The organism is Skermanella sp. (assembly GCF_059503625.1).
This window is the reverse complement of sequence record NZ_JCACHA010001153.1, coordinates 1-5,109: the sequence shown is the minus strand read 5'-3', so window position 1 is coordinate 5,109 and position 5,109 is coordinate 1. Positions and strand designations below refer to the sequence as shown.

Genomic DNA, 5,109 nt, shown 5'->3' with positions numbered 1-5,109 from the left:
AGGTTATCGTCTCGACCAGCGTCTTCTTGTCGCCGCCATACAGCCAGATGTTGTCGTTCAGGCGGGGGGCGCCGACTTCACGCATCCCTTCGCCCTTCTCGCCATGGCAGGCCACGCAGTTTTCAGTGAACACGGCCTCGCCGTTCTTGGAGGCGGCCTTGTTGGTGTCCCGTCCGGCGAAGGATAGAACGTACTCGGCGACCTCATCGATCTGCGTGGCGGTCAGCAGCTTGTCGACACCGAACTTCGGCATCTCCGAAAGCCTGGTGTCGCCATCGACCGGCGAGCGGATGCCGTGCAGCAGCGTCGTGTGGATGTCTTCGGCCTTGCCGCCCCACAGCCAGTCGTCGTCCGCCAGGGTCGGGTAACCCTTGCCGCCGGCACCGCCGGCGCCATGGCAGGCGGAGCAGTTTTCGGCGAAGGCGGACCGGCCGCCGGCGATGGCGAAGCTCAGCAGATCGGGGTCGGCTTCGATCTGTTCGAACGATGCCTTGTCGATCTTGGCCCGGTAGGAGCTTTGAGCGGCGCGGGCGGTCGCGATATCGCTCAGCACAACGTCGCGCTGGCTGTAGCCCAGAATGCCGCCGGTATAGCTCTTGCCGAGCGGAATCGCGGGATAGAGGACCCAGTAGCCTAACGAGAAGGCCACGCAGACATAGAAAACATACAGCCACCACTTCGGCAGCGGGTTGTTCAGTTCCTGAATACCATCCCACTCGTGCCCGGTGGTGTCGACTCCCGACAGGGAGTCCTTTTCGACCTTGGTCGGCATGACCTAATTCTCCTGGCCTTCATTCCTGAACGGGATGAGGCTGGCTTCATCGAACCGATCCTTGTTCTTGGGCCGCAAGGCCCAGAACAGGATGCCGACGAACAGCAGCATCAACCAAACCGTCCAGAAGGAGCGCATGAACGAAGCGATTGCGTTGAGATCCATTGGTCCCGCCAGTTATTGCTTGAAATCGGCCGGCTGGTACTTGGTGAAGTCGACCAGCGTGCCAAGCACCTGCAAGTAAGCGACCAGCGCATCCATCTCGGTCACGACCTTGGTGTCGCCATCGAAGTTCGAGACGACCGCCTTGGGGTAGCGGGCCAGGAGGCCGGCCGTGTCGCCGTCCGGACGGGTCTGGACTTCCAGATCCTTGGCGGCGTTCTCGATCTGCTCGTCGGTATAGGGCACGTTGACGATTTTCAGCGTCTTCAGGTGCTCCTTGACGTCGGAGAACTTCAGCGGCCGGGTGGCCAGGAAGGCATAGCCCGGCATGATCGATTCCGGCACGACGGCGCGCGGGTTGATCAGATGGGCGACCTGCCACGCGTCGGAGTACTTGCCGCCGACACGGGCCAGATCCGGACCGGTACGCTTGGAGCTCCACTGGAACGGATGGTCGTACATGCTTTCGGCCGCGAGGCTGTAATGGCCGTAGCGTTCAGCTTCGTCCCGGAACGGACGGATCTGCTGGCTATGGCAGTTGTAGCAGCCTTCGCGGACATAGATGTTGCGGCCGAACTGCTCGAGCGGGCTGTAGGGGCGGACGCCCTCGACCTTCTCGATCGTCGACTCGATGGTGTAGAGGGGAATGATCTCGACCAGACCGCCGATGGAGACGGTGAGCAGGATCAGGACCATCATCAGGGTGACGTTCTTTTCGATCAGACCGTGATCGAAAAGACCGGGCTTCTTATCGCTGCTTGCCATTGTGCGGCGTCCTTACTCGGCAGCCGGCGCGAACTTGCGCGTCGGGGCGGTGACATAGGGCTTCTCAACCCGGACGTCGCCCTTGGTCGTGCGCCACAGGTTGTAGACCATGATGAGAGCACCGACGAGGAACATGACGCCGCCGAGAGCGCGGATCACGTAGAAGGGATGCATCGCGGCGACGGTCTCGACGAACGAATACTGGAGGAAGCCGAGATTGTCGTAAGCGCGCCACATCAGGCCCTGCATGATGCCGGAGATCCACATCGCGGTGATGTAGAGCACGATGCCGATGGTCGCGGTCCAGAAGTGATAGCTGACCAGACGCTGAGAGTAGAGCCGGCCGGTCTTCCAGAGCTGGGGCACCAGGTAGTAGACGGCACCGAAGCTGACGAAGGCGACCCAGCCGAGCGCGCCGGAATGGACGTGGCCGACGGTCCAGTCGGTATAGTGCGACAGGGCGTTGACCGCCTTGATCGACATGACGGGACCTTCGAAGGTGCTCATGCCGTAGAACGCGACCGAGGTGACCAGGAAGCGCAGCACCGGATCGGTGCGCAGCTTGTCCCAGGCGCCGGACAGGGTCATGATGCCGTTGATCATGCCGCCCCAGGAGGGCATCCACAGCATGACGGAGAAGGTCATGCCCAGCGTCTGCGCCCAGTCGGGCAGTGCCGTATAGTGCAGGTGGTGCGGACCGGCCCAGATGTAGAGGAAGATCAGCGACCAGAAGTGGATGATCGACAGGCGGTAAGAATAGACCGGACGGCCGGCCTGCTTGGGGATGAAGTAATACATCATGCCCAGGAAGCCGGCGGTCAGGAAGAAGCCCACCGCGTTGTGACCGTACCACCACTGGACCAGGGCGCCCTGGACACCGCCGAAGAACGGGTAGCTGGCCGCACCGAAGAAGGAGACCGGAACGTTGAGGTTGTTGACCAGATGCAACATCGCGATGGTCACGATGAACGCCAGGTAGAACCAGTTGGCCACATAGATGTGCGGTTCCCGGCGCTGCATGATCGTGCCGACGAAGGTCAGCAGATAGACCACCCAGACGACGGTCAGCCACAGGTCGACATACCATTCCGGCTCGGCGTATTCCTTGCCCTGGGTGATGCCCAGCACATAGCCCAACGCCGCCAGCACGATGAAGACCTGGTAGCCGACGAACAGGAAATTAGCCACCAGCGGTCCACCCCACAGGGTGGCGCGGCAGGTGCGCTGGACGACGTACAGCGACGTGGCGAAGAGGGCGTTGCCGCCGAAGGCGAAGACCACCGCCGAAGTGTGCAGCGGCCGCAGACGGCCGAAGCTGGTCCATTCCAGGCCCAGATTGAGCACCGGAAACGCCAATTGGAGGGCGATGAAGATGCCGGCGGTGAAGCCGATCACGCCCCAGAACATAGTGGCGATGACGAACAGGCGGATGACAGCCTCGTTGTACGAGACGGTCTCCTCACCTGCCCGCTCGCCCCCCACGGATGAACCGTGGGACAGGGTCGCTGCTGTCATTACCAAATCTCCCGTCTGGTGCGGCCGGCCCCTGGGGAGCCCCCGTCGGTCCACACCACCGTAAGGTTGCTTATCATTTCACGTCGGGATTCCGCCTTGCTTCCGCGCACAAACGCGGCGTCAGTTACGGTCCCATTGCCAGTTGCGGACTATGATGACGCCGGTGTCCGGCAACATTGATCTACGTCAACGACCCCGGAGCGGAGGGACTGCCATCGTCTGTGCCTGAACCGTCGCCGAGACGCCCATGCACGCCACTTATGTCGCAAAACCCTTGATTCGCCGTCAGATCGACCAGGCATTCCCCGTGGTGCAGACCATTGCACCCGAACTCGACGTGGACCGATGGCGCGATTTTGCCGCAGCCGTTCTGTTGCCGCGGGAGCTTGAATTCGAGTTCGAAACGACTGGCCGGCCGGACGACGGCCCCGCTCCGCATCCCCGCGGGATCATGACGGTCCAGAACGATCGGGGCTATATCCACGGTCTCTTCAGCTATACCGTGGAAGAACACCTCCGCCATGGCCGTGTGCTGACAGTGGAAAACTTCATCGTGCTCGACCTGTTCGACATGGCGGGCGCCGCCGACGAGTTGCTGAACGCCATGGACCGCGTGGCGGACTCACTTGGCTGCACCGCCATCCATACGAACCTGCCCGATGACTATTCCAGTCTTCCCGATTACTGCAACTGGCTGCTGGCCTGTTTTCGCGATGCAGGTCACGCAGTGGGAACGCTAAGGTTGTGCAAAAGGATGATCGGCCAGGACGCGCCGACGGTGCCGGACGCCGCCAACGACGTTTGACGGCATGCCGGCATTCCAAAGGCCGCCCGGCCCCTGCGAAACGGACCGCACGAGTTGTTATTGCCTGTGGGATCGGGGCGGGTAGACTGCGGCCCATGAACGACATTCCATCCGGCAATCCGCCGTCGGGCGACACCGCGTCGCGGCCGACAATCCGTTTGCAGCCCAGCCGCCACAAGCGCGTTCAGCACGGCCATCCCTGGGTCTATTCGAACGAGATACACATGGACAATACGGCCAAGGCGATCCCGCCCGGCACCGTGGTCCGTGTCGTGACCCATGACGGCGCCCCGCTCGGCGCCGCGACCTTCAACCCCCACACGCTGATCTGCACGCGCATGCTGACGCGCGATCCCGGTGCCGAGATCGGCCGGGCGTTCCTGGCCGACCGCCTGCACCGGGCGCTGGACCTGCGCGAGAAGCTGTTCGACCGGCCCTTCTACCGGCTGGTCCATGCCGAGGCGGACGGACTGCCGGCGCTGATCGTGGATCGGTTCGGCGATGTCGTGGTGGTGCAGGCCAACTCCGCCGGCATGGACCGCCTGACGCCGGCCCTGCTGGAGGCGCTGGACGACGTGCTCGCCCCCAGGGCCGTGGTCTTGCGGAACGACAGTCCGTCACGCGGCCTGGAAGGACTGACGACCGGTGTCCGTGTTGCGTCCGGCAGCCTCGAAGGGCCGGTCCGGCTGGAGGAAAACGGCGGCGCCTTCTTCGCGGATCCGGGCGTGGGCCAGAAGACGGGCTGGTTCTACGACCAGCGCGACAACCGGGCGGCCATCGCGGCGCTGGCGCGGGACGCCGATGTAATCGACTTCTACAGCTACAACGGCGGGTTCGCCGTGCAGTGCGCCAGGGCCGGCGCCAGATCGGTCGTGGCGGTCGATCGCTCCGAAGCCGCTCTGGCCAACGGACGGGCCGCGGCGGACGCGAACGGCGTCGCGTCCGTCTGCGAGTTCCGCCGGGCCGATGCCTTCGAGGAGTTGGAACGGCTGGCGGCAGCGGGGCAGAAGTTCGGCGTGGTGATCGCCGACCCTCCCGCCTTCGTGAAGTCGAAGAAGGACCTTCAGGCTGGCTCCAGGGCCTATCGCAA

General features: G+C 63.5%; 6 protein-coding genes. 2 read left to right on the top strand and 4 right to left on the bottom strand.

Features of this window, described 5'->3' with window-relative positions:
- The 4 genes from ccoP to ccoN form a co-directional block, all read right to left on the bottom strand.
- Positions 1-772, bottom strand: a 772-nt coding sequence (gene ccoP / locus AC5JJ6_RS41005) for a cytochrome-c oxidase, cbb3-type subunit III (protein ID WP_496047573.1), incomplete at its 3' end; no start/stop codon positions are given.
- A gap of 3 nt (positions 773-775) precedes the next feature.
- Entirely contained in the window at positions 776-937 is a 162-nt protein-coding gene (locus AC5JJ6_RS41000) for a cbb3-type cytochrome oxidase subunit 3 (RefSeq protein ID WP_496047572.1), read from the bottom strand.
- Positions 938-949: 12 nt separating this feature from the next.
- Positions 950-1,699 (bottom strand): cytochrome-c oxidase, cbb3-type subunit II, encoded by a 750-nt coding sequence (ccoO, locus tag AC5JJ6_RS40995; RefSeq protein ID WP_496047571.1) that lies wholly within the window; start codon positions 1,697-1,699, stop codon positions 950-952.
- A gap of 12 nt (positions 1,700-1,711) precedes the next feature.
- Entirely contained in the window at positions 1,712-3,214 is a 1,503-nt protein-coding gene (gene ccoN / locus AC5JJ6_RS40990; RefSeq protein WP_496047570.1) for a cytochrome-c oxidase, cbb3-type subunit I, read from the bottom strand.
- A 247-nt stretch (positions 3,215-3,461) separates the two neighbouring features.
- Here ccoN and AC5JJ6_RS40985 point away from each other — a divergent pair, with 247 nt between their 5' ends.
- Both AC5JJ6_RS40985 and AC5JJ6_RS40980 read left to right on the top strand, forming a co-directional pair.
- Complete coding sequence (locus AC5JJ6_RS40985) at positions 3,462-4,019, top strand: hypothetical protein (protein ID WP_496047569.1); 558 nt, start codon at positions 3,462-3,464, stop codon at positions 4,017-4,019.
- A 95-nt stretch (positions 4,020-4,114) separates the two neighbouring features.
- On the top strand, positions 4,115-5,109 hold a 995-nt coding region (locus AC5JJ6_RS40980), incomplete at its 3' end, for a class I SAM-dependent rRNA methyltransferase (RefSeq protein WP_496047568.1).

Excerpts from the sequence above, each read along its gene's own strand:
- ccoO (WP_496047571.1), bottom strand. The coding sequence starts at position 1,699 with ATGGCAAGCAGCGATAAGAAGCCCGGTCTTTTCGATCACGGTCTGATC.
- AC5JJ6_RS40985 (WP_496047569.1), top strand. The coding sequence starts at position 3,462 with ATGCACGCCACTTATGTCGCAAAACCCTTGATTCGCCGTCAGATCGAC.
- AC5JJ6_RS41000 (WP_496047572.1), bottom strand. The coding sequence starts at position 937 with ATGGATCTCAACGCAATCGCTTCGTTCATGCGCTCCTTCTGGACGGTT.
- ccoN (WP_496047570.1), bottom strand. The coding sequence starts at position 3,214 with ATGACAGCAGCGACCCTGTCCCACGGTTCATCCGTGGGGGGCGAGCGG.